Source organism: Oleiagrimonas soli (genome assembly GCF_000761445.1).
Taxonomy (GTDB): domain Bacteria; phylum Pseudomonadota; class Gammaproteobacteria; order Xanthomonadales; family Rhodanobacteraceae; genus Oleiagrimonas; species Oleiagrimonas soli.
Map to the genome: position 1 here is coordinate 1,227,144 of NZ_KN196470.1, position 20,647 is coordinate 1,247,790.

A 20,647-nucleotide genomic window follows, 5' to 3' on the forward strand; every position below is an offset into this window, starting at 1 on the left:
GTGCGGTCACTTCATCGAACGACGACGTTCCTCGTGATCCGTATCGGGCGGCATCGCGCAAAGCGATTGCCTGACAGGTCGCCACGGCCATGCACCCCTCTGCACGCCTGATATCCATTCCATGCGGGTATCCGCGAGGTGGACTCATGAAAAATCTGATCCTGCTTCTCATCGCGACGGTATGGCTGGCCGGCTGCTGCACGCCGCCCTTGGTCGCGACTGTCAACGTTCCGCCCTTGCCGCAGCAAGCCAGCAACTGGTGCTGGGCTGCGAGCGGGCAAATGACCATGCGCTATTTCGGTCACGACGTGGCGCAATGCGTGGAGGCGAACAAGCGATTCGGCTTGACGTCCTGCTGCGTGAGCAACTCGGGAAGCTGCAATCAAGGCGGCTGGCCCGAGTACTCCAAGTACGGTTTCACGGCCACGCGCACCAGCAATACCGCGCTGACCTGGGACCAGGTCAAGCAACAGATCTACTGCGCGAAGAAACCGGTGGCCTTTTCCTGGCACTGGCTGGGTTCCGGGGGACACATGATGGTGCTGCACGGCTACATGACCGTGAACAACGTCCGCTACGTCTACATCAACGACCCCGAGCCCTACACCAACCTCAACACGATCAGTGGCGGCACGGAGAAGATCATCACTTATGCGCGTTACGTCAGCGACACCGACCACACGCATTGGGATGACTTCTACAACATCACCTACCAGGGAGGGCAGTGACATGCGATACGCCATTTCATGCCTGATGCTTTTCGTCGTCCTGACGGCTTCCTCCTGTCAGGGCGGTGTACTCAACGGCACGCAGCACGGCCAGGAAATGTCCCAGGCCAAGCCAAGCGCCACCGCGCAGGAAGCCGCACAGGCCGGCCTGGTCACCTTGCGCCAGCTGATCACCGAACAGAACTACCGGGGCATGGGTTTTTCCTCGCTGGATGAAGTCAAGGAAGCCGCGCTGGATCGCCCGATGGAGATCTATATCGTGCGCCTGGATGCCTTGAAGAAGTACCGCAGGCAGAGCGGCGCGGATCTGCTCACCGACGAGCACAAGATGTTCTACCCGCTGACCGCCCGGCAGCGCGTGGTCTCATCGTTGGCGGTCACGCAGTATGGCGGCGGCTGGGGCGCGACCGATTTCGGCAGCGCCGCGCTGGCGCGCGCCTTCTCGCAGTATCGCGGCGAAGAAGGCGACTTCATCGTGCGGGTGCCTGCGCTGAAGACCTACTTCGTGGGCCACAGGCGGGACGGAGGGTTGCTGCTGACGCCGATCATCGACGATGCGCGCTTCGAGTTTCGTGCCGGGAAGGCGATGCCGGCTGAGCAGGTTTTTGTGGTTCTGCAGCGTGCTGCCGTGACGCTCAATACGGATGCGCCGAACTGACGGGACGTATGGTTCGGTGATCGGAGAGCCACGCGGCTAGTGTGGACTTGTGCGCCATAGTGAAAGGGGCAGGGGACGTGTGTCGAGATACGTTTTCCTGCCCCTTTTCTGTATGCAAATCAATATGGGGACGATGTGCCTGCCTGTCTTCTGGGGCGTTGGGTTTCGTCCGGCTGACGCCGGCCGAGTTACTTCTATTGCTTGTCCAATAGAAGTAACCAAGACAAGGACACCCCAGCGTCCGCGCCCTTCGGAGCTACGCTCCTACGGGTTCGCTCCGGGTTCCGGGGGTTCGCCGACAGGTCATCCTGACCTGACGACGAACTGGCGCACATCCCTGTGCGCCACCCTGCGGGCCTGATCCTCCACCCTCCGCCGCTACCGAAGGGGAAGGGCGCAGATTGAGTCCTTAGGCAGCGATTAATTGCCTCCGTCCCGTTTAGGCACCGGCCTTTAGGCAGTCCCCTTTAGGCGGGAGAATGGTCAGCCGCATCAGTGGATTCTGACAGCTTCTACCGTTTCACCATCATCTGTGTTGATGAGTTTGTCATCGCACGCGACGATGTTTGTCGTTGGTAGCCAGAGTGCAGAATCGATCGCGTCTGCGCTGTCCACCTGCCAAACGGAGCCATCTTCCAATACGACAATTTGCCCGTCAGAGGAAACGCTTTTGACCCAGTGCCCGTCCTCGCAGTCTGCGAATGCGGGTGCGGCGAATGCCGTAAGTACGAACGCCGCAATCAGTATTGCCCCATGCTTGTTCATGATGTCCCCCGATGGCTAACGCCTGAATCAAGCCGAGCCGCGAGGCGACTTCGGCTTAAGTAACTTGTTATAAATCACACCTCGACTTCCCAGCGCGGCGTAAAGGAGTTATTAGTCTCCTCGACGGAAATAATCTTGTTTACGTGAAAGTTCCTGGTGCCACCTTTGGCGATGTCGTAGCAGAAGAACTTTTCCGTTCCACCGGTTATACGATAGCTGTATGGCTCCGCCTCACGTGTCTCGGTGCTCCCGTCATCCTCGCGGGCCGTGATGATAATCGTATGCAGGTTCCGGCCAGCTGATGCAATGGTTTCTTTGATGCTCATGAGATTCCCTCCTGTGAGTTCTAGCGCTTGAGTTAAGCCGCGTCGCGAAGCGGCGTCGGCTTGAACGAATTGTTAGGCTTGCCCGCCCTTCATTTGCATGAGGCCAATTGTTGCTATGTATGGCATCAGCAGTGAACCGACGGCAAGCCCTTCATCTTTGTGATACGTGTGAAATATGCCAACGAGCGATGGAATTGACCAGTCATCGCTCAACGCGTGTTCTTTGGGCCAGCTGAAAATGGCGCCACCGCTCACACCCCGCAGCGCCGGGCCTGGGAAGGGCTGAAGAGTACCTGGGTAAACGGCACGGGAACGGTCATAGTGCACGATGATATTCGCCGAAGGGTCCAAGCCAAGCTTCTCGTAGGTTGTGGCTTTAGCGGCAACGCCGCGGAAGCTGTAGATCTCGGAAGATAGCTGCCCACTCTTGTTTGTGCCTTTGCTTACGGGGTACCCGGAAATCGAGCAGCAACCCAACTCCAAACTTGTGTTAAGTAGTTCTGTTCTAGTCTGCGGCAATGCGCTGAAGTGGTGGTTCAGAGCTTTCTTGCATTGCGCCCCCAGCTTGAACAGTGCGAAGTCCGCGTTGTCCCCCTTCCGGTCTTCATCCGCAATGAATGACGCATACATGCTGCCCGCTATTGGAACAAGGCCATCGGGACCCGGAACCAGAAGTTGCCCGGGCTCTGACCCGTCGATGACATGTGCGGCCGTCAACAGATACACATCGCTGTTTAGTTTGAAGTAGACGCCAGTGCCATGTTGCTGAACTCGTGGCGGAATTCGTTCACCGCGAAAGATGGGAACCAGAGAGTCGTAAGGATCTTTCACGGCAAGCCTAACTATAATTAGATCCCCGAAATGGGGTGTTGTGTTCAGTATGCCCCTAGTCGTGATCTCCAACAACTCGGTTATTTCTACGTTGATTCAGAGGGTTTAGAGTTGGTGTCAGGGACAATTTCTTCATCCTGAGCAATTGCTGATGTGTACCAGGCGCTTGGTTACTTTCGGCAGTCCTGGCAAACCCTATGACTGACCGCAATGGGTCGGTAACGGCATCTAGTAGCTCATTAAAAACGGTTCCAGGTTCATTTACGGAGTCCACCGAGTTCATTGATCGTGACGAAGTATCCGTCTAGGTCGCGTAAAGAGAATTCGAGCGTCTGCGGTCCCGGGTTGAGGTGAGGTTCTTCTTCGAGTTGCGGGACGAGGTTGCGGGCGCGCTGGAGGGTGGCGTCGAAGTCGTCGACGCGGAAGAACAGCAGCAGGCCGTTGCCGGGCGTGGCGTGGTCGGGGCTTTGCAGGGAAGGGTGGTCGTGGTCGCCCCAGGCGTGCAGGCAGAGCAGGACGGTGCCGTCGGTGTCGCACAGCTGGCCGAAGTAGTCGTGGGCCGGGACGGCTTCGGGCAGGCCGAGCAGTTGGCGGTACCACGCGAAGCTTCGGGCGACGTCGCGGACGCCGATGATGGTCCATGTGCGCTTCATTGCCGTCCTCCCCACGGCCGATGTCCCGCACCCTAAACGGGTTCATTACACAGACGCAAAATCCCGTTCGCCCTGATTGCAGGCAGCTATTCCGGACGACAGCGCCTCATAGGCGCTGGTTTTGCAAACGCAGTCCAACCTATGCATGTCGACACATCAAGCCCGTAGATTTTCAACATGCGAGTTTTCCCATCCCCTCCGGTAGCGGCGGAGGGTGGAGGATCAGGCCCGCAGGGTGGCGCACAGGGATGTGTGCCAGTTCGTCGTCAGCACAGGATGTGCTGTCGGCGAACCCCCGGAACCCGGAGCGAACCCGCAGCGCCGCAGGCGCGTAGGGCGCGAACGCTGGGGTGTCTTTCTTTTGGTTCCTTTTCTTGGACAAGCAAGAAAAGGAACACGCGCGCCGTCAGGCGAGCGGAACCGAAACGCATCGGGGATGCGCAAAGCACGCTGTTCGCGAGCAAAGCGGTTCACCCAAAGCACCCCGGTCGCGGATGACGACTCAGCTCCCCGAACCCGCAGGCTCCAACGTCAACGAATACTCCACCGGCCCCGGCAAAAGCGGCGTAGGCCGCCCATGCACCCAGGCCTCATGCCCCGCCCCGAAAAACGGCGACAGCGGATGGTCGCTCTGCCCGCCGGGCATGTGCAGATACGACCGCGCCTCGTGCCCCGGCATGATGCCGAAGCGTTCCGAGGCGCCGAAGTCCGGTGTCTGCACGCGCGGCATGTCGTGGTCGCCGGGCAGCGGTTGCGCGGGCATCGACAGGCGGCGGGCGAGGAAGCTGGGCAGCACGCGCGCCAGCGGGTGCTGGATGGCGGCGGTGTTGCGGGCGCCCCAGGTCTGCGCGGCGAGTCCGCCGGGGCGGCTGCCGAGGTCCTGGTTCACGGCCTGCGCGGCGTCGAGCAGCAGGGCGTCCCAATCCGCGTAGCGCGGGTCGAGCAGATTCATCGGGCGCTGCTGGATCATGGCCCAGACGGTAGCTTCGCTGTGCATGGGCAGCTTGAAGTCCGGGTACTTCTTGCGCACGCGGGCGACGAACGGTGCCAGCACGCGTTCGACGACCTGCTCGCGGAAGGCGCGCACCAGACGGTAGTCGACGCTGCCGATGCTGGCGCGGCCTTGCCAGTGCGCAGTCAGCTGCTGCAGGGCGTCCAGATGCACTTCGTCGTGGCGCTGGAGCACGTCCTGCAGCAGTTGCTGCCAGCGGGTCAGGAACACGGCGCGGTCGTCGAGCTGGATGGCCAGCATGCTTTCGGTGGTGAAGCGGTTGCGGGCGTTGAGGTCGTCGCGGATCTGCTGCGCGCGTGCGCCGCGGTCGAAGCCGCCGTCGCCGAGCAGCGCCAGCCAGTCGCCGGAGGTGGTGCGGTTGTTGGCGGTCCAGAGGCGGCCGTCGACCGGGTCCTCGATGCGCGGGAATTGCAGCGGCGAGGCGAAGCCGATCCAGCCCGTGCCCTGCACCGACCAGTCGGCCGGCACCAGCGGGTCGAAGCCCGAGCGCAGCGGCAGCGCGTTGCCGGTGACGGTCCAGCCGATGTGGCCGGCGGCGTCGCCGACGACGAAGTTCTGCGGCGGCATGCCGATGGTCGGCGCGACCAGCAGCGCTTCGTGCACGGTGTCGATTTGTTCGAGCTTGAGCAGATTGAGGTTGTGCGTGCGTGGCAGGTGGGCGATCCAGGACAGCGCCAGCGGCGTGCCGTCCAAGTCCTTGCCCATGATCGGTCCCCAGCGCGTCTCGCGCACGGTCAGCGTGCGGGCGGTTTCGCCTTTGACCTGGATGGTTTCCTGGTGGTCCTGAATCGTCGCCCATCCGTCCGGCGTGCGGTAGCGGTTCGGGTTCTTCGGGTCGAGATCGACGCGCACCCAGTCTTGCCAGTCGCCGTAGGAGTTGGTGAAGGCCCAGGCGATGTGACCGTTGCTGCCGTCGATCAGCATGGGCGTGCCGGGCAGGGTGAGGCCATTCAGCACCACGGGTGCGCCGACGTCGTTCTTGTAGCGCAACTGGGCGCGGAACCAGATGTTGGGCACGCGCAGGCTCAGATGCATGTCGTTGGCGACGATGGCGCCGCTACCGGTCAGGCTGCCGGCCACGGCGAAATTGTTGCTGCCGGGGAAGGCCGCGTCGGGGCCGACCATCGCGGCGCTGCCGGTCGGGGCTGGCGCCGCATTGCGCAAGGTGAAGACGTTGGCGTCGGGCAGCACGGGCGCGGGCGAGGGATCGCCCTGCAGCGGCGCTTCCCAGCGCGGCGAGCGCGCCATCAGCAGGTCGGCGACCGGGCGCGGCAACGCCTTGCGCAGGCGTTCGATGTCCATCTCGCGCAGATCGTCGCCGTTGCGGTTGAGGTCGAGAAACATCGCGTCGACGGTGAGGAAGGTGTCCTCGATGCGCCACGGCTTCGGTTTGGCGCGCAACAGCAGGTATTCCCACGGCCGCACGCGCAGTTTCTCTAGGCCGGCGTTGACGCCGTCGCGGTAGGCGACCAGCAGCGCGTGCTGTTCCGGCGGCAGGTTGGCGATCAGCGCGCGGTCGCGTTCGCGGAAGCGGTGGCGGCGATGGTCGAGGTCCAGCTTCAGCGCGGCCGGACCGACCAACGCCGCCAGCTCGCCGGCGGCCATGCGCCGTTGCAGGTCCATCTGGAAGAAGCGTTCCTGGGCGTGCTCGAAGCCCAGCGCGTAGGCGAGGTCGGTGCGATTGTCGGCGGTGATGGTGGCGACGCCGAGGTGGTCGCGGGCGATGACAACGGGCGCGGACAGCCCCTTGACGCGCACATGGCCGTCCAGTTTCGCCTCACTGCCTGCGAACAGGCCGTAGCCGACGGCAGCCACGATCAGGACCAGGACGACGATCCCGGCCAGTATCCGCTTGATCCAACGTTTCATCCGCGCGCTTCCTTTGCCCGGCCGAGCGCGCAACGCGCGTTCAGCGCGGGGCGACCCCATGACGATGTCCCCAGGCGCTCATCATCGCGCACTGGGCCGTCGATGCAAGGGTACGTTGCACATGCATCCGGCGCGCTGCGCGACCGGATGCATGTGCGATCGGGCGTGTTTCAGCCGCTGGTGACGAGGCGGTCGACGCGGCGCAGGCCGCGCGGCAGCAGGCCGCCGCGGGTGGCGCGGTTGCCGCCGTACTCGACCAGTTCCGACCATTTCAGGGTCAGTTTGCGCTGGCCGGCGAACAGGGTGACTTCGCCGCTGCCTTCCGCGACCACGGTGACGCCGGCGACGCGTTCCTCGCCGCTTTCGAGCTTGTCCTTGGGAATGCTGATGAGCTTGTTGCCCTTGCCCTTGTCCAGCTCCGGCAGTTCGGCGACCGAGAACATCAGCAGATGGCCGGCGGTGGTGGCGACGACGATGCGGTCGCGCGACGGCTCGGCGGTGATCGGCGGCGGCAGCACGTGCGCGCCGTCGGGCAGGTTGATGAGCTGCTTGCCGGCCTTCTTGTTCGACAGCATCGACTCGAAGCGGGTGACGAAGCCGTAGCCGAAGTCGCTGGCCAGCACCAGACGCGTGTCGTTGACGCCGCTGGCCATGGCGTCGAAGCGCGCGCCGGCGGGCGGGCTGAAGCGGCCGGTCAGCGGTTCGCCGTTGCCGCGCGCCGAGGGCAGGGTGTGCGCCAGGGTCGAGTAGCTGCGGCCGGTGGAATCGACGAAGGCGACCTGCTGGTTGGTGCGGCTGGGCACGGCGCAGCTCAGTGCGTCGCCCTCGCGGTAGTTGAGTCCTTCGGCGTCGACGTCGTGGCCCTTGGCCGCGCGCACCCAGCCCTTCTGCGACAGCACCACGGTGACCGGTTCGGAGGCGACCAGGTCGCTCTCGTCCAGCGCCTGCGCGACTTCGCGCTCGACCAGCGGCGAACGGCGCGCGTCGCCGAACTTCTCGGCGTCAGCGGTGATCTCGTCGCGGATCAGGCGCTTGAGCTTGGTCGGCGATTTCAGCAGCACGTTGATGCGCGCGCGCTCTTCCTCGAGCTTGTCGGTCTCGGCATTGATCTTCATTTCCTCGAGACGCGCCAGCTGGCGCAGCTTGGTCTCGAGGATGTATTCGGCCTGATCGACGCTCAGTCCGAAACGTTCCATCAGCACCGGCTTGGGTTCTTCCTCGGTGCGGATGATGCGGATGACTTCGTCGATGTTGAGGAAGGCGATGCGCAAGCCTTCGAGCAGGTGCAGGCGACGCTCGACCTTGGCCAGGCGATGCTCCAGGCGACGCGTCACCGTGGCGGTGCGGAACTTCAGCCATTCGCCGAGGATGGTGCGCAGGTCCTTCACCTGCGGGCGTCCGTCCAGGCCGATCATGTTGAGATTGACGCGGAAGCTCTTTTCCAGATCGGTGGTCGCGAACAGGTGCTGCATCATGCCTTCGGTGTCCACGCGCGAGGAGCGCGGCACCAGCACCAGGCGCACCGGGTTCTCGTGGTCGGACTCGTCGCGCAGGTCCTCCAGCATCGGCAGCTTCTTGGCGCGCATCTGCGCGGCAATCTGCTCCAGCACCTTGGACGGGCTGACCTGATGCGGTAGCGCGGTGATGACGACGTTGCCGTTTTCCTCGCGGTAGATGGCGCGCGCGCGCACCGAACCGGTGCCCTTTTCGTAGATTTCCAGCAGCGCCTCGCGCGGAGTGATGATCTCGGAGGCGGTGGGGAAGTCCGGGCCTTTCACGTGTTCGCACAGGTCGGCGACACTGGCTTTCGGATCTTCCAGCAGACGGATCGTGGCGGCGGCGATCTCGCGCAGGTTGTGCGGCGGGATGTCGGTCGCCATGCCGACGGCGATGCCGGTGGAGCCGTTCAACAGCACGTGCGGCAGACGCGCGGGCAGCCACGACGGTTCTTCCAGCGTGCCGTCGAAATTCGGCGTGAAATCGACCGTGCCCTGACCGAGTTCGCCCAGCAGCACTTCCGCGATCGGGTGCAGCTTGGACTCGGTGTAGCGCATCGCCGCGAAGCTCTTGGGATCGTCCGAAGAGCCGAAGTTGCCCTGGCCGTCGATCAGCGGGTAGCGGTACGAGAACGGCTGCGCCATCAGCACCATCGCCTCGTAGCAGGCGCTGTCGCCGTGCGGATGGAACTTGCCGATCACGTCACCGACGGTGCGCGCGGATTTCTTCGGCTTGGCGCTCGCGGCCAGACCCAGTTCGCTCATGGCGTAGATGATGCGTCGCTGCACCGGCTTCAGGCCGTCGCCGACGAAGGGCAGGGCGCGATCCAGCACGACGTACATGGAGTAGTCGAGGTAGGCGCGTTCGGCGTATTCCTTGAGCGGAATCTGTTCGTAGTTGGCTTGCAGGTTCATGCGTGGGTTCTGCTGTGTCGATGCGTGGGTTCGGCGCGCTGCGGGGCGCGCACGGGGAGGTGGTCAGGGCAGACGCTTGGCCTGGATGCCGAGCGCGGCCAGCTGTTTCTGCACGCTGTCGGGACCGGCCAGATGCGCGGCGCCGACGGCGACGAAATAGACGCCGGGTGTCTGCATGATGGTGTGCAGTTTCTCGCCCCAGCGCGCGTTGCGGTCGGCGATCAGGCGCTTGTACAGCGCGGGGTCGTCCTTGCGCAGCTTCAGATCGGCCTTTTGCGCGATGGCATCGACGTTGCCGTTCTGCCAGTAGCCGATCAGTTCGTTGAGATCCTTCTTGGCGGAACCGAAATCCTTCAGCACGCTGCGCAGGAAGGCGAGTTCCATCGCCGGCGGCATGTCGGCGAAGAAGCGGATCTGCTGCTCGGAGGTTTCCAGGCCCTTGACCGGCTTACCGGCCTTCTCGAACTGCGCCTTGAGCTGCTTGTCGACGCCGCTGTTGGGGTCCATGCCGGCCTTGAGCAGCGGTGCGACGCTGAGCGTGAGCCCGGCCAGCCACGGCCGCATCGGTTCCAGCGTGGCCTCGCCGCCGGGCAGACCGGCGACCTGCGCCGCGCGCTGCAGGCGCGTCATGTCGGCAGCGTTCACCTTGCTGGACAGCGGGCGCGAGAGATCCAGGCCGTACTTCAGCGCCAGCATCTGCACGTTGGCCTGGTTGTCGTCGGTCAGCTCGATGTACAGCGTCTGGCTGGCGTCGAGCGCCTTGTCCAGCTGCTTGCTGCGCCAGTCGGTGTGGTCGGGCAGCAGGTGTACCGTGCCGAACAGGTACAGCGTGCTTTCGCCGCTTTGCGCGACCCACAGCGCGGGCTGCGCCAGCGTGACGCCTGGCAGCGCCAGCAGGCTCAGTGCGAGCACGGCAAAGCGCGCGAAACGTTGTAGAAGCGTCATGGCAGTCCTTCGGTGGACGACGTTTCGCGTACTTTAGCCGATTCGTGCGGCGCGCGGCCGGCGACGGTCAACGCGGAACGCGGTAGCCGCCGGGCACGCCGTCCGGACTCAGCGTCAGTTGCCAGAGCTGGTCGCGGCGCGAGCGGAACACCGCGGCGGAGGTGGCCAGATAGAAGTGCCACATGCGACGGAAAGTCTCGTCGTAGTTCACCGAAAGCTGCGGCCAGGCGGCGTCGAAGCGGTCCTTCCACGCCATCAGCGTGCGGTCGTAGTCGGGGCCGAAGTTGTGCCAGTCCTCGACTACGAACAACTCCTCCAGCGCCGAGGCGACCTGGCTCGCGGCGGGGATCATGGAGTTGGGGAAGATGTACTTCTCGATCCACGGGTCCGGCTGCGCCGGCGCGCCGTTGCTGCCGATGGTGTGCAGCACCGACAGGCCGTCCGGCTTCAGGCAGCGACGCACCATCTCGAAGTAGCTGCGGTAGTTCTTGCCGCCGACGTGCTCGAACATGCCGATGGAGTAGATCGCGTCGAAGGTCTCGTCGACGTCGCGATAGTCCTGCAGGCGAATCTCGACCGGCAGGCCGGCGCACAGCTCGCGCGCGAATTCGGCCTGTTCCTGCGACACGGTCACGCCGACGCCTTGCACGCCGTAGCGCTCGGCGGCGTACTTCAGCGCCTCGCCCCAGCCGCAGCCGATGTCCAGCACGCGCATGCCCGGCTTCAGCTTCAGCTTGCGGCACACGAGGTCGAGCTTGGCTTCCTGCGCGTCGTCGAGATTGTCGGCTTCGGCCCAGTAGCCGCAGGAGTAGACCAGACGCTTGCCGAGCATGGCCTGGAACAGGTCGTTGCCCAGGTCGTAGTGGGCCTTGCCGATCTCGAAGGCGTGTTCGCCGCGTTGCAGATTGATGAAGCGCGCCTTGAGGTGGGCGATCAGCGTGTCCAGCGTCTTCAGTTCGCGGTCCAGCTGCGCGCCGAGGATGCGGGTGAAGAATCCGGGCAGGTCTTCGGCGTCCCACCAGCCTTCCATGTAGGCCTCGCCCAGACCGAGCGAACCGTGCGCGAAGACGCGCGCGTAGAGCCGCGGATCATGCACGCGGATGTCGGTCGGCGCGGGACCGTCGAGGTGGATGTCGGCCTTCGCCAGCAGGTCGATGGCGCGCTCTTTCAGTGAATCCTCGCTCACAGGAATCTCCTCGGATGGTCGTCACCGCGTATCCTCGAGGGGCGCGCGGCGACGGATCGGGGGCGGGCGTGTACGAGGCGTCGGACTCGCGGTCAGTCGTCGTCGCCTCCGAGCACGCCGATCTCGATGGGTGAACTCGTGTAGACCAGCGCCGCGCCGGCTTCGCGCACGGTCTTCAGCAGCTGCTCGGCCTCCGATTCGCGCAGCACGAACTCGACGCGCACCGGCAGGTCGCCGGCCAGTTCAAAGAAGCTTTCCTCGTGCAGCACGCCGTGGCGGCCGAAGCCGGCGATGGCGCGGAACGCGGAGCCGCCGGCCAGTCCCTGGTCACGGGCCTGTTCGAGGATCCACTCGTACAGCAGCCGGCCCTTGTGCTTGGCGTTGCTGTGGACGTAGAAGCGCAGATTGACGCCTTGCAGATGCATCGTCTCGGTTGCGTTCATGCGGCAGGTCTCCATTCAAGCGCGCAGCAGGGTGCGGATCAAGGCCATGCCGACGATGGTCATCGTGATCGAACCGACCACGTGCACCGCGACATGCCCCGCGAACCACATGTATTGCTGGCGCAGCAGCAGGTTGGTGGCTTCGGCCGAGAAGGTCGAGAAGGTGGTCAGACCGCCCAGGAAGCCCGTGCCGATCATCAATTGCACTTCGGCCGGAAGCGTCCGGTAGTGCGCGAATGCGCCGAGTGCGATGCCCATCAGCAGGCCGCCCAGCAGGTTGGCGGCCAGCGTGCCCAGCGGTAGCGTGGGAAAGACCGAGTTGAACATCAGTCCGAGCCAGTAGCGCAGCAGTGCGCCGAGGCCGGCGCCGCAGAAGATGGCGATGATTGCCGTGATGCCCATCGGAGCTCCTCGTGATCCTGTCAGCCAACGAAAACCCGCGTCGCAGTCGGCGCGGGGATCGACGGAACAGGCATCATCAGCCCTGGGGCGGTTCATCCGCATGGCGGACGGGAGGCATGCCATCTCCCCGGCCTCCGGAACGGAGGTCGTGTCCCTATAGTAGCCGGCGAACGGCGTGGGCGTCACCTGTCCGGCGCGCAGCGCGCGTGGCCGCTACAATCGACGACCGGTCCACGCGAGCTGCCCATGACCCGAACCGATTCCCAGCGCTACGGCGTGCTGGCCGTGCTGCTGGCGGCCCTGTCGATGATCGGGCCGTTCTCGATCGACGCGATCTTTCCGGCCTTCGACCGCATCGGCGCGGAGTTCGGCGTCGGCGCGGACGCGATGCAGCAGACCGTCAGCGTGTACCTGCTGGCGTATGCGGCCATGAGCCTGTTCCACGGCGCCCTGTCCGATGCTTACGGACGCAAGCCGGTGATCGTGATCGGCATGCTGTGCTACGGCGTGGCGTCGATGGGCGCGGCGCTGGCCGGTTCCTTCGCCATGCTGCTGACGTTCCGCGGTCTGCAAGGGCTGTGCGCGGGTGCGGGCATCGTGGTCGGACGCGCGGTGGTGCGCGACCGGCTGGAAGGCGCGGCGGCGCAGCGGCTGCTGGCGCGCGCGCTGATGATCTTCAGCATCGCGCCGGCGATCGCACCGATGGTGGGTGCGCTGGTCCTCGGCGTCAGCGGCTGGCGCGCGATCTTCTGGGGATTGAGCGGCTTCGCCTGGCTGATGGCGCTGGCCTGCGCGCTGTTGCTGGCCGAATCGCATCCGCACGCCGCGCGCACCCGCTTCGCGCCGCGACCGCTGCTGGCGGGATACCGGGCCATCCTCGGCGACAGCCGTTTCTGGCAGTTGACGATTGCGGCCACGGTCAATTTCAGCGGTCTGTTCCTGTACATCGCCTCGGCGCCGGTGATCGTGCGCCAGCACCTGGGGCTGGACGCGCACGGTTTTCCCTGGCTGTTCGTACCGGTGGTGATCGGTCTGATGGGCGGCAGCGCGCTGTCCGGTCAACTGGCCGGACGCATCAGCGCGCGGCGCACGATTCGTCTGGGTTATCTGCTGATGCTGGTGGCTTGCGTGGCGCATGTGACGCTGGCCTACGCGTTGCCGCGGCCTTCGGTGCCGTGGTCGATGGCGCCGCTGGCGCTGCAGGGCATCGGCGTGCAGCTGGCGTTTCCCACCTTGACGCTGTTGCTGCTGGACCGTTTCCCGCAGCGGCGCGGTGCGGTGTCGGCGGTGCAGGCGGGCCTGAGCCTGCTGTTCAACGCCGTGGTGGCGGGTCTGTTCTCGCCGCTGCTTTCGGCGTCGATGGCGGAACTGGCGTGGGGGGCGTCCATCCTGAGCGCCATCGGCTGGATCGCCTGGTACCGCTGCGAACGTTCGCTGCGGCGCCTGCATCCGACGGCCGGACCGGACGCGGTGCCGGCGGAAAGCGAGGCGGTGGAACCGGCCTGATCGGTTCGTCGAGGACGCAGGTTCAGGCGGCGACGCAGGACGCCGGCAACAAGCCGCGTCGGGCCAGCCAGGCGCGTGCGTTGTCCGCGTCGTGATCGAACCAGGCTTGCGTGCTGCCGAGTCGGAAGCTGTAGCCCCAGGCGTCCATGTCGCGCATCAGGCGTTCGCGTCCGACGCCGGGCAGCGCGTCGGCCAGCAGGATCTGCAGGTAGCAGGTGGCGTCCTCTTCCTCGATGGAGTCGGTGGCGTCGGTGTGCACCTGCGTGCGGCGTTCGGCGGGCAATACGATCAGATGACCGGCTTCGTGCAGCATCGAGTGCACGGGCGTGTCGCCGCGCACGTAGACCTGCGTACCGATGATGCCGGCCTCGGGTGCGCCCCAGTAACTGCCGGGAATGGGCGCGCCGTCGGTCACGCGGTGCAACTGCAGCCCATGACGCGCGAGCAGGCTTCGCGCGTCGTCGAACGCGATGTCGGCGACGCGGAGGACGGATGCCTCCCGAGCCTCCGCCGCAGCCTCTTCAGGGGTTGTCATGTTCCGTTTCGGGCAGGGCCACGGACAGTTCCAGCACGTCGTGACCGCTGTCGGACTCGAGCACCACGTTGACGGCGTCGGGTTCGACGTGCACGTACTTGCGGATCACTTCCAGCAGTTCGCTGCGCAGCAGCGGCAGGTAGTCCGGGCCGCCGCGGGTGCTGCGTTCCTGCGCGACGATGATGCGCAGGCGCTCGCGGGCCACGTTGGCGGAATTTTTCGGCTTGGCGCGAAGAAAATCCAGGATACCCATCATCAACCTCCGAACATCCGCTTGAGCAGCCCCTTGCGCTGCACGTCGATGAAGCGCAGCGGGCGCTCCTCGCCGAGAATGCGGGCGACCGTGTCCTGATAGGCCTGGCCGGCGAGGGACTCGTTGTCGAGGATCACCGGCACGCCGGCGTTGGAGGCGGCCAGGACCTGCTCGGATTCGGGAATCACGCCGACCACCGAGATGCCGAGGATTTCCTCGACGTCCTTGACGCTGAGCATCTCGCCGGCGGCCACGCGGACCGGGTTGTAGCGACTCAGCAGCAGATGCTGGCGCACTTCGCCGCTGCCGCTTTCGGCGTGACGGGTCTTGCTGGCGAGCAGGCCGAGGATACGGTCCGAGTCGCGCACCGAGGACACTTCCGGGTTGACCACGACCACGGCCTGATCGGCGAAGTACATGGCCAGGTGCGCGCCCTTCTCGATGCCGGCGGGCGAGTCGCAGACCACGTAGTCGAATTTTTCCTCTTCCAGGCCCTTGAGGACCTTTTCCACGCCTTCCTGCGTCAGCGCGTCCTTGTCGCGTGTCTGCGAGGCGGCGAGCACGTAGAGGTTGTCCATGCGCTTGTCGCGGATCAGCGCCTGCTTCAGGGTCGCTTCGCCCTGGATGACGTTGACGAAGTCGTACACCACGCGGCGTTCGCAGCCCATGATGAGGTCGAGGTTGCGCAGACCGACATCGAAGTCGATCACGGCAACCTTCTTGCCGAGTTGAGCCAGACCGGTGGCCAGCGATGCGCTGGTGGTGGTCTTGCCGACGCCGCCCTTGCCGGAAGTGACAACGAGGATCTCAGTCAAGTGGGTATCTCCAGAATTCGGGGGTTGCCCTGTTTTCGTTCGGTGGAAGGATCAAAGGGGTTCGATGAGCAGTTTGTCACCATCCAGACGGCACTGTACCGCCTTGCCGGCGATGTCGTCGGGCAGTTGCTCGAACACGCGGTACTGACCGGCGATGGATACCAGTTCGGCACGGAAGTCCGAGCAGAAGATGCGTGCGTCCTCGTCGCCCTGCGCACCGGCCAGGGCGCGGCCGCGCAGGGTGCCGTAGACGTGGATGGAGCCGTCGGCGATGACTTCGGCGGCGTTGGCGACCACGCCGTTGACCACCAGGTCGCGTTCGCGCGCGTAGACCTGCTGACCGGAGCGTACCTGGCCGTCGTGGTATTGGCCGCGCGGGGCGGGTGCGCCGTCGCCGCTGTGCACGGTCGCCTGCGCCGCGGATGCCGCGGCCGGCGTGGCCGCGACCGGCGCCGCGGCAGTGACGGTGCCGTCGCCGCGCTCGTAGGCGCTGCGGAACTTGGCGATCAGGGGCAGATGCATGCGCTCGGCCAGCGCCTCGGTTTCCTTGGTGCCGTAGGCCAGGCCGACCGGCAGCATGCCGGCGGTGCGGATGGCTTCGAGCATGGCGTCGACCATGCCATCGTCGGGCAGTTCGGAGAGATGGCTGAGGTCCAGCACCACGGCGGTGCGCTGGAACAGCTGCGGCGCGGCCTGCACGCGGCGTTCGAGTTCGCCGCAGATGGCGGCGGCGTCGGCCTGGCGTACGCGCACGCAGGCGATGCCGACCTGACCGAAGCGCAGGTCGCACGCGGCTTCCAGCGAAGGATTCACGGCATTCATGCGTGCGGGTTCCCCACGGCGCGTTGCGTGTCGGCGCTGCCGGCACGCGGGCGTTCGCCCAGCCAGGGCAGGTCGGGCAGGCCGCCCTGGTCCAGATACCGTTCGCGCACGAAGTCGTAGCTGCACAGGTCCTTGCTCAGCAGGCTGACCGGACGGTCGCTGCCGGGCATGCGCTGCTGGCCGACCTCGTGGAAGCCGAAGCTGCCGTGGAACAGCAGCGTGGCGTCGTCGCGCGGTTCCAGGAAGACCTCGCAGGTCAGCTGCGGCACGCGCACTTCCGCGTAGCTCTGCACGTCGCTGTAGAACACGCGGCCCAGGCCGTGACGGCGGTTGTTGCGGGCGATCACGATGCGGTCGACATAGAGAAAGCGCGGCAGCCGCTCGCGGAACCAGAGGAAGTTGGGACTGTCATGATCGGCGTTTTCGCGCATGGCGACGAGGAAGCCGGCGATGGTGCCGTCGGCCTCGGCCACGCGGAAATAGTCGGCGGTGTCGAAGAAGTGGCGCAGTTGCGCCTTGCTCATGGGAAGGATGCCTTCGCCGGCAGCGTTGTTGACTGCCAGGACCGCATCCAGGTCGTGCTCGCACACGTCACGGACGGCCAGGACCATTGCTACTCCGCTTGTATGTCTCGGTGCCGCGTCGCTAGGCGTCGCGGTGATGTTCGCGCATCGCTCCCCCGAACGGGTTCGATGCCATGGAATCCGGCAGCGCCCGTGGCGCCGCTGCAGCGCGCATTATCGCATGGACGCGGCCGCCGTGAGGCATCATGACGCAGGCCATGTTCAGATTCTGTCGTGGCCGCTTCCATGACTTCGGACCGATTGCGTCGCCCCCTGTGGCGTCTATGATGCAGGTCATGTTCGGTATCAAGCTCAATCACACCAGCATGCTGCGCTATGCAGCCCTGTTCACCTACCTGTGCGTGGGTGTGCCGCTGGTGTCGACCTGGGCGGATCAGCGCCTGAGCATGCTGCAGCGTCCCAACATGGCGTTGCTGATCTGGGCGGTGTGCTACGTGCTGTTCGGCGTCATCTACTGGCTGCTGACGCGAAATTTCGGCTCGCGGCGATTCTGGCCGCTGAAAGTGCTGGGGCTGGCGATCATGATCCTGGCCTCGATCGTGATCGGCTGGGTCAGCCACAGCGGCCTGCCGGCCATGCTGATGGTGGTGATCGCCGTGGTGCTGCCGCTGCTGCTGCCGATCTGGATGGGCGTGGTCCTGATCGTGCTGCAGAACCTGGGCATGGTGGTGATGTTCTCGCTGTTTCCCGAGTACCAGCACAGCATCGGTCCGGCATTGCTGCAGTCGAGCCTGTATCTGGGCATTTCCGCGCTGGCCTTCGTGGTCGCCCTGGTGGCCAGTCAGCAGGCCGAGGAGCGCGAGCGCCAGCGCCAGCTCAATTCCGAATTGCGCGCCACCCGGGCGTTGCTGGCCGAATCCAGCCGCATCGCCGAACGCATGCGCATCTCGCGCGAATTGCATGATCTGGTCGGTCATCATCTGACCGCCCTGAGCCTGAACCTGGAAGTGGCCAGCCATCTGGCGCAGCCGCCGGCGGCCGATCACGTGCGCAAGGCGCAGGGCACCGCCAAGCAGCTGCTGGCCGACGTGCGCGAGGTGGTCAGCGAGTTGCGTCAGGACGCCGAGCTGGATCTCACGCACGCCCTGCGCAGCCTGATCGAGGGCGTGCCGAGCCTGAACGTGCACCTGAAGATGCCGCCACGCTTCGCGGTGGAGGACCCGCAGCGCGCCCAGGTACTGCTGCGCTGCGTGCAGGAAGTGCTGACCAACACCGTGCGGCACGCGCACGCCAGCAATCTGTGGCTGCATATCGAACGCACCGCCGACGGCGGCCTGCGACTGGACGCGCGCGACGATGGTCGCGGCGCGCCGCAACTCGAACAGGAAGGCAACGGTCTGACCGGCATGCGCGAACGCCTGGCCGAGGTCGGCGGTCGTCTCGACATTCCACGCCCGCAGGCCCGCGGTTTCCATCTCAGCGCCTGGTTTCCGCTGGAGCCGGAGGTGGGCCTGCCTGGCGTCAGCGCGCGTCCGGAAACGCCGGGTGTGGCATGAATTCGGAAGGGCATGAGGCCCGATACACCATGACTGGTTGCGAGGAGAACCCATGATTTCAGTCTGTCTGGTCGACGATCAGAATCTGGTGCGGCAGGGCATCCGCTCGCTGCTGGATCTGGCCGAGGACGTGCAGGTCGTGGCCGAATGCGCCGACGGCGCCGAAGCGGTCGAGCAGATTCCCAAGCTCAAGCCCGACGTGGTGCTGCTGGATCTGCGCATGCCGAAGATGACCGGCATCGAGGTGCTGCAGCGGCTGTCGGCCAACGACACGTTGCCGCCGACGGTGATTCTGACCACGTTCGACGACGATCAGCTGGTGCTGGCCGGTCTCAAGGCCGGCGCGCGCGGCTACCTGCTCAAGGACGTCTCTCTGGAGCAGCTGGTGGAGGCCGTACGCACGGTCGCCGGCGGCGGTTCGCTGGTCGCGCCGGTGGTGACGCAGCGACTCAAGGCCGGCGTCGGCCGCATCCAGAACGATTTCAGCAGTCTCGAACAGCCGGACCCTCTCACGGAGCGTGAGACGGAAATCCTGCGACTGCTCGCCGGCGGCTACAGCAACAAGGAAATTGCCAATTCTCTGCGTGTGGCGGAGGGCACGGTGAAGAATCACGTGTCCAACATCCTGTCCAAACTGGGTGTGCGCGATCGCACCCGCGCGGTGCTGAAGGCGCTGGAACTGGGGATCGTCTGAGCCGTCAACCCGGTCTCGGCGCCGTCTGCACGGAATTTTTCCCAGCCCCTAGCCCGGCGCAGCGTGAACCAGTACCATCGGTGACTTCGGTGTCGCACCTTGGGAACGGCGCGCCGCTATAGTTGGATGTGCCTTCGACCGGCCAGGGCCGGGAAGGCGCGCACCGGTATCACGTTCGGAGACTTGTCGAATGACGCGTGTTTTAGAATTCATCACCGCCCTGATCATCGTGGCCGTTCTCGCCGTGGTGGTGGGCGTTCTCATGCCCAGTACCGGCCATGTGCAGCGCACGACCATGGTCAGCAAGGACATTCGTGACGTATACGATGTCTTCAACAATTTCCGCCGGTTCAAGGACTACGCGGTGCTGCGCGCCTATGACCCGAGCCTGACCTACTCGCTCGAAGGCAAGGCCTACGGTCCGGGCGCGGCCATCAGCTGGACCAGCAACGTGCCCAAGGTCGGCAACGGTCGTCTGGAGATCGTCTCCGCCGACCCCGGCTTTGCCGACGTGGCCGACCAGGGCAGCGCCACCATCGTCTGGAAGGTGCAGAACGACTGGCCGGGCCACAACAAGCGTTTCACCATCGACATGGAACGCGCCGGTCGCGGCAAGCGCCTGGTCAAGGTGACCTGGAGCTATGACGTCGACTACGGCTGGAACCTGCTGGACCGCTATTCGAACCTGTACATCCACGGCACCCCGGATTCGATGGTGCAGTACAGCCTCGGCAACGTGCAGGACATGCTGGCCGGCGTGCCGAACATCATGTACGACGACCTGAATCCGAAGCTGGTGGATACGCCGGAACAGCCGGTGCTGTACGTGTCGACGGAAGCCAAGCGCAACCTCACCGAAGTCGATGCCGCGACGGCCACCGCGATGACGCAGATCCAGGACGCCATGAAGAAGCTGGGCGTCAAGCAGGCCGGTCCGCGCATCATCTTCACGACCAACTACGGCGACCAGAGCTACAAGTTCGACGTCGCGGTGCCGATCGACACCAGCACGCTGAAGATCGACGGTCAGGACTACGCGCTGACCGCCCCGGTCGTGCCGACGCTGGAGAATCCGAACAGCGCCTCCAGCGCGCCGGCCGCCGACGCCAGCGCCGCGATGAGTGCTTCCGCCGCCGAGCCTGCCGCTGCGGCCAGCGCCGACAAGATGGCCAAGGCCGACGGCAAGAAGGGCAAGGGCGACAAGGCCGACGAGGACACCGGTCCCAAGCCGGGCAGCCGTGACAAGTACGGTCACCTGATCGTCGACAAGAATGTCCGCGGCATGCTGGCCTTTGGCGGTCGCGCCCTCGAGGCGAGCTGGACCGGCAATCCGGCCGGCATTCCGCCGACCCGCCTGAAGCTTGAAGCCTATGCGGCCACGCACGGCTACGCCACCGATACCGTGATGCATCGTTTCTACGACAAGCAGATGGTGGCGTACGAGTCGAAGAAGCCGGACGGCAGCGAGGTTCTGTACGACGAGCAGACGTTCGACGTCTTCCTGCCGGTGACCGATGCGCCGAAGGAGACGCCGGAGCAGGAAGCCGGTCTGACCGACCAGCCGCAGTCCGCCAGCAGCGCGCCGGCTGATGCCAGCAGTGCGCCGGCCAGCGCCAGCAGCGCGGCCGCCGCAGCCAGCAGCGATGCGCCTGCGGATGCCGAAAGCGCCAACTGAGGCGTTCGGTCGAAGCCACGAAAAACGGACTCTCCCGT

The 20,647-nt window shown here is 65.2% G+C and carries 21 protein-coding genes and 1 riboswitch; of the genes, 6 read left to right on the forward strand and 15 right to left on the reverse strand.

Annotated elements, in window-relative coordinates:
- Positions 1-146: 146 nt before the first annotated feature.
- A complete protein-coding gene (locus tag LF63_RS05270; RefSeq protein ID WP_043100133.1) occupies positions 147-728 on the forward strand; it encodes a C39 family peptidase in 582 nt (193 codons plus the stop codon).
- Between the two features lies 1 nt (position 729).
- On the forward strand, positions 730-1,386 hold the full coding sequence (locus tag LF63_RS05275) for a hypothetical protein (RefSeq protein WP_043100135.1): 657 nt from the start codon (positions 730-732) through the stop codon (positions 1,384-1,386).
- Positions 1,387-1,878: 492 nt separating this feature from the next.
- Here the strand turns inward: LF63_RS05275 and LF63_RS05280 are convergent, their stop codons facing one another.
- The 10 genes from LF63_RS05280 to crcB form a co-directional block, all read right to left on the reverse strand.
- Positions 1,879-2,151 (reverse strand): hypothetical protein, encoded by a 273-nt coding sequence (locus LF63_RS05280; protein WP_043100137.1) that lies wholly within the window; start codon positions 2,149-2,151, stop codon positions 1,879-1,881.
- Between the two features lie 74 nt (positions 2,152-2,225).
- The gene (locus tag LF63_RS05285; protein ID WP_043100139.1) at positions 2,226-2,477 is read right to left on the reverse strand and encodes a WYL domain-containing protein; all 252 of its coding nucleotides are present in this window, start codon (positions 2,475-2,477) and stop codon (positions 2,226-2,228) included.
- 72 nt (positions 2,478-2,549) lie between these two features.
- Positions 2,550-3,308 carry a hypothetical protein gene (locus tag LF63_RS05290; protein WP_152569253.1) on the reverse strand — a complete coding sequence of 253 codons (759 nt, stop codon included), beginning with the start codon at positions 3,306-3,308 and terminating at the stop codon, positions 2,550-2,552.
- Positions 3,309-3,565: 257 nt separating this feature from the next.
- Positions 3,566-3,961 (reverse strand): VOC family protein, encoded by a 396-nt coding sequence (locus LF63_RS05295; protein WP_043100143.1) that lies wholly within the window; start codon positions 3,959-3,961, stop codon positions 3,566-3,568.
- A 502-nt stretch (positions 3,962-4,463) separates the two neighbouring features.
- Positions 4,464-6,842 (reverse strand): penicillin acylase family protein, encoded by a 2,379-nt coding sequence (locus LF63_RS05300; RefSeq protein WP_043100144.1) that lies wholly within the window; start codon positions 6,840-6,842, stop codon positions 4,464-4,466.
- Positions 6,843-7,012: 170 nt separating this feature from the next.
- The gene (parC, locus tag LF63_RS05305; RefSeq protein ID WP_043100146.1) at positions 7,013-9,253 is read right to left on the reverse strand and encodes a DNA topoisomerase IV subunit A; all 2,241 of its coding nucleotides are present in this window, start codon (positions 9,251-9,253) and stop codon (positions 7,013-7,015) included.
- A 63-nt stretch (positions 9,254-9,316) separates the two neighbouring features.
- On the reverse strand, positions 9,317-10,198 hold the full coding sequence (locus LF63_RS05310; RefSeq protein ID WP_043100147.1) for a TraB/GumN family protein: 882 nt from the start codon (positions 10,196-10,198) through the stop codon (positions 9,317-9,319).
- A 67-nt stretch (positions 10,199-10,265) separates the two neighbouring features.
- Positions 10,266-11,384: a cyclopropane fatty acyl phospholipid synthase gene (gene cfa, locus LF63_RS05315; RefSeq protein ID WP_043100148.1), complete on the reverse strand. Its 1,119-nt coding sequence runs from the start codon at positions 11,382-11,384 to the stop codon at positions 10,266-10,268.
- Between the two features lie 92 nt (positions 11,385-11,476).
- Positions 11,477-11,827, reverse strand: coding sequence for a DUF190 domain-containing protein (locus LF63_RS05320; protein ID WP_043103231.1), 351 nt, complete (start codon positions 11,825-11,827; stop codon positions 11,477-11,479).
- Between the two features lie 15 nt (positions 11,828-11,842).
- Positions 11,843-12,229, reverse strand: coding sequence for a fluoride efflux transporter CrcB (gene crcB / locus LF63_RS05325; protein ID WP_043100150.1), 387 nt, complete (start codon positions 12,227-12,229; stop codon positions 11,843-11,845).
- 60 nt (positions 12,230-12,289) lie between these two features.
- Positions 12,290-12,365: riboswitch (Fluoride riboswitch) on the reverse strand.
- Between the two features lie 110 nt (positions 12,366-12,475).
- Between crcB and LF63_RS05330 the strand changes: the two genes are divergently transcribed.
- Positions 12,476-13,735, forward strand: coding sequence for a multidrug effflux MFS transporter (locus tag LF63_RS05330; protein WP_052394730.1), 1,260 nt, complete (start codon positions 12,476-12,478; stop codon positions 13,733-13,735).
- A gap of 22 nt (positions 13,736-13,757) precedes the next feature.
- Here LF63_RS05330 and LF63_RS05335 read toward each other — a convergent pair whose 3' ends face one another.
- From LF63_RS05335 to LF63_RS05355, 5 genes are read right to left on the reverse strand one after another with little or no spacing between them, the layout of a single operon-like run.
- Positions 13,758-14,270, reverse strand: coding sequence for a hypothetical protein (locus LF63_RS05335; protein WP_043100152.1), 513 nt, complete (start codon positions 14,268-14,270; stop codon positions 13,758-13,760).
- Positions 14,257-14,523, reverse strand: a complete 267-nt coding sequence (gene minE / locus LF63_RS05340; protein ID WP_043100154.1) for a cell division topological specificity factor MinE — start codon at positions 14,521-14,523, stop codon at positions 14,257-14,259. The genes LF63_RS05335 and minE overlap by 14 nt, the downstream gene beginning before the upstream one ends.
- A 2-nt stretch (positions 14,524-14,525) precedes the next feature.
- Positions 14,526-15,338 carry a septum site-determining protein MinD gene (gene minD, locus LF63_RS05345; protein ID WP_043100156.1) on the reverse strand — a complete coding sequence of 271 codons (813 nt, stop codon included), beginning with the start codon at positions 15,336-15,338 and terminating at the stop codon, positions 14,526-14,528.
- 51 nt (positions 15,339-15,389) lie between these two features.
- Entirely contained in the window at positions 15,390-16,160 is a 771-nt protein-coding gene (gene minC / locus LF63_RS05350) for a septum site-determining protein MinC (RefSeq protein WP_043100158.1), read from the reverse strand.
- Positions 16,157-16,771: a GNAT family N-acetyltransferase gene (locus LF63_RS05355; protein ID WP_043100160.1), complete on the reverse strand. Its 615-nt coding sequence runs from the start codon at positions 16,769-16,771 to the stop codon at positions 16,157-16,159. The genes minC and LF63_RS05355 overlap by 4 nt, the downstream gene beginning before the upstream one ends.
- A gap of 248 nt (positions 16,772-17,019) precedes the next feature.
- On the opposite strand from LF63_RS05355, the gene LF63_RS05360 reads away from it, so the two are divergent.
- The 3 genes from LF63_RS05360 (at position 17,020) to LF63_RS05370 (ending at position 20,609) form a co-directional block, all read left to right on the forward strand.
- Positions 17,020-18,240, forward strand: a complete 1,221-nt coding sequence (locus LF63_RS05360; protein WP_081945250.1) for a sensor histidine kinase — start codon at positions 17,020-17,022, stop codon at positions 18,238-18,240.
- 52 nt (positions 18,241-18,292) lie between these two features.
- Positions 18,293-18,934 carry a response regulator gene (locus LF63_RS05365; RefSeq protein ID WP_043100162.1) on the forward strand — a complete coding sequence of 214 codons (642 nt, stop codon included), beginning with the start codon at positions 18,293-18,295 and terminating at the stop codon, positions 18,932-18,934.
- A 190-nt stretch (positions 18,935-19,124) separates the two neighbouring features.
- On the forward strand, positions 19,125-20,609 hold the full coding sequence (locus tag LF63_RS05370; protein WP_043100164.1) for an SRPBCC family protein: 1,485 nt from the start codon (positions 19,125-19,127) through the stop codon (positions 20,607-20,609).
- Positions 20,610-20,647 lie beyond the last annotated feature (38 nt).

Coding starts and splice junctions, on each gene's coding strand:
- LF63_RS05270 (WP_043100133.1), top strand. CDS start 147: ATGAAAAATCTGATCCTGCTTCTCATCGCGACGGTATGGCTGGCCGGC.
- LF63_RS05275 (WP_043100135.1), top strand. CDS start 730: ATGCGATACGCCATTTCATGCCTGATGCTTTTCGTCGTCCTGACGGCT.
- LF63_RS05280 (WP_043100137.1), bottom strand. CDS start 2,151: ATGAACAAGCATGGGGCAATACTGATTGCGGCGTTCGTACTTACGGCA.
- LF63_RS05285 (WP_043100139.1), bottom strand. CDS start 2,477: ATGAGCATCAAAGAAACCATTGCATCAGCTGGCCGGAACCTGCATACG.
- LF63_RS05295 (WP_043100143.1), bottom strand. CDS start 3,961: ATGAAGCGCACATGGACCATCATCGGCGTCCGCGACGTCGCCCGAAGC.
- LF63_RS05300 (WP_043100144.1), bottom strand. CDS start 6,842: ATGAAACGTTGGATCAAGCGGATACTGGCCGGGATCGTCGTCCTGGTC.
- parC (WP_043100146.1), bottom strand. CDS start 9,253: ATGAACCTGCAAGCCAACTACGAACAGATTCCGCTCAAGGAATACGCC.
- LF63_RS05310 (WP_043100147.1), bottom strand. CDS start 10,198: ATGACGCTTCTACAACGTTTCGCGCGCTTTGCCGTGCTCGCACTGAGC.
- LF63_RS05320 (WP_043103231.1), bottom strand. CDS start 11,827: ATGAACGCAACCGAGACGATGCATCTGCAAGGCGTCAATCTGCGCTTC.
- crcB (WP_043100150.1), bottom strand. CDS start 12,229: ATGGGCATCACGGCAATCATCGCCATCTTCTGCGGCGCCGGCCTCGGC.
- LF63_RS05330 (WP_052394730.1), top strand. CDS start 12,476: ATGACCCGAACCGATTCCCAGCGCTACGGCGTGCTGGCCGTGCTGCTG.
- LF63_RS05335 (WP_043100152.1), bottom strand. CDS start 14,270: ATGACAACCCCTGAAGAGGCTGCGGCGGAGGCTCGGGAGGCATCCGTC.
- minE (WP_043100154.1), bottom strand. CDS start 14,523: ATGGGTATCCTGGATTTTCTTCGCGCCAAGCCGAAAAATTCCGCCAAC.
- minC (WP_043100158.1), bottom strand. CDS start 16,160: ATGAATGCCGTGAATCCTTCGCTGGAAGCCGCGTGCGACCTGCGCTTC.
- LF63_RS05355 (WP_043100160.1), bottom strand. CDS start 16,771: ATGGTCCTGGCCGTCCGTGACGTGTGCGAGCACGACCTGGATGCGGTC.
- LF63_RS05360 (WP_081945250.1), top strand. CDS start 17,020: ATGTTCGGTATCAAGCTCAATCACACCAGCATGCTGCGCTATGCAGCC.
- LF63_RS05365 (WP_043100162.1), top strand. CDS start 18,293: ATGATTTCAGTCTGTCTGGTCGACGATCAGAATCTGGTGCGGCAGGGC.
- LF63_RS05370 (WP_043100164.1), top strand. CDS start 19,125: ATGACGCGTGTTTTAGAATTCATCACCGCCCTGATCATCGTGGCCGTT.